The organism is Microbulbifer harenosus (assembly GCF_005771435.1).
GTDB classification, from domain to species: Bacteria; Pseudomonadota; Gammaproteobacteria; order Pseudomonadales; family Cellvibrionaceae; genus Microbulbifer; species Microbulbifer harenosus.
In genome coordinates, this window is sequence record NZ_VANI01000053.1 from 1 (window position 1) to 800 (window position 800).

Annotated in this window: 1 protein-coding gene; it reads left to right on the top strand. The window is 46.4% G+C overall.

What is annotated here, in order from left to right:
• The first annotated feature begins 119 nt into the window (after positions 1 to 119).
• On the top strand, positions 120 to 563 hold the full coding sequence (locus FDY93_RS19290) for a hypothetical protein (RefSeq protein ID WP_138237387.1): 444 nt from the start codon (positions 120 to 122) through the stop codon (positions 561 to 563).
• The last annotated feature ends 237 nt before the right edge of the window (positions 564 to 800 follow it).

The following is an 800-nucleotide window of genomic DNA, read 5'->3' on the forward strand; positions in this document are numbered from 1 at the left end:
ACAGCCAACGCTACGCACTTTTTGTGTTACTCGCTGCGCTCAAACATTAACACAAAAAGCGCTCCGCGCTGGCTGCGCCTGCGCTGGGCGTTAAGTGAAAATAGAATGGAGAGAGATCAATGGATCTGAACTGGGCTATATCAATACTTTACAAGATCATCGGAATTGGCTCTGGAACCTTCATCGTTTATCTTGGTTATAGGCTTTTTGTAAAAGGAATTTACGGGGATACCGGTGAAATTCAGTTGGATTGGAGTGATAGCAAGCTCATGCTGAAGCGTGCCGCGCCAGGAAGCATCTTCACAATTTTTGGCTCAATAGTTCTTGGCGTGGTTATTATGAGTAAAGCTTCTTACTCACCGAACAAGGATATTGGTCTAAGCTCGCTTCTATATGGAAGTGAAGAAAGCCGAGAAAAAATTAATAGTTTGCTTGAGAGCGAAAGTGTCACCCCTGAAGTAAAAAGCGTGCTTAGCGAAGTTCTTAAAGATCTTGGAGGAACACCTCCATCAATCGTAGTGAACAATCCAGAAACAAATAATCCTGACATATTTGAGGGTTGAGCCATCCCACTTAACAAACGCAAGCAGGATGCTACGGCCCTTCGGGCCTCCGCGGGACGCCCAACGCCATGCACATTTTGTGCGGGTCGCTACGCTCCCAGTTTCGCACAAAATGTGCATAGCATTGGTCGCCCCTGTTGCGAGCGTTATGGTGCCGGTCGGTAAAAATTAGTGTTTGTGTTGCTGGTATTTCTGCGCATTGTTTTGGGAATCCAGTACACGGCTTTTATGCCAGTC

What these genes read in the sequence shown, in the direction of transcription:
- FDY93_RS19290 (WP_138237387.1), top strand. Translation starts at nt 120, where the DNA reads ATGGATCTGAACTGGGCTATATCAATACTTTACAAGATCATCGGAATT.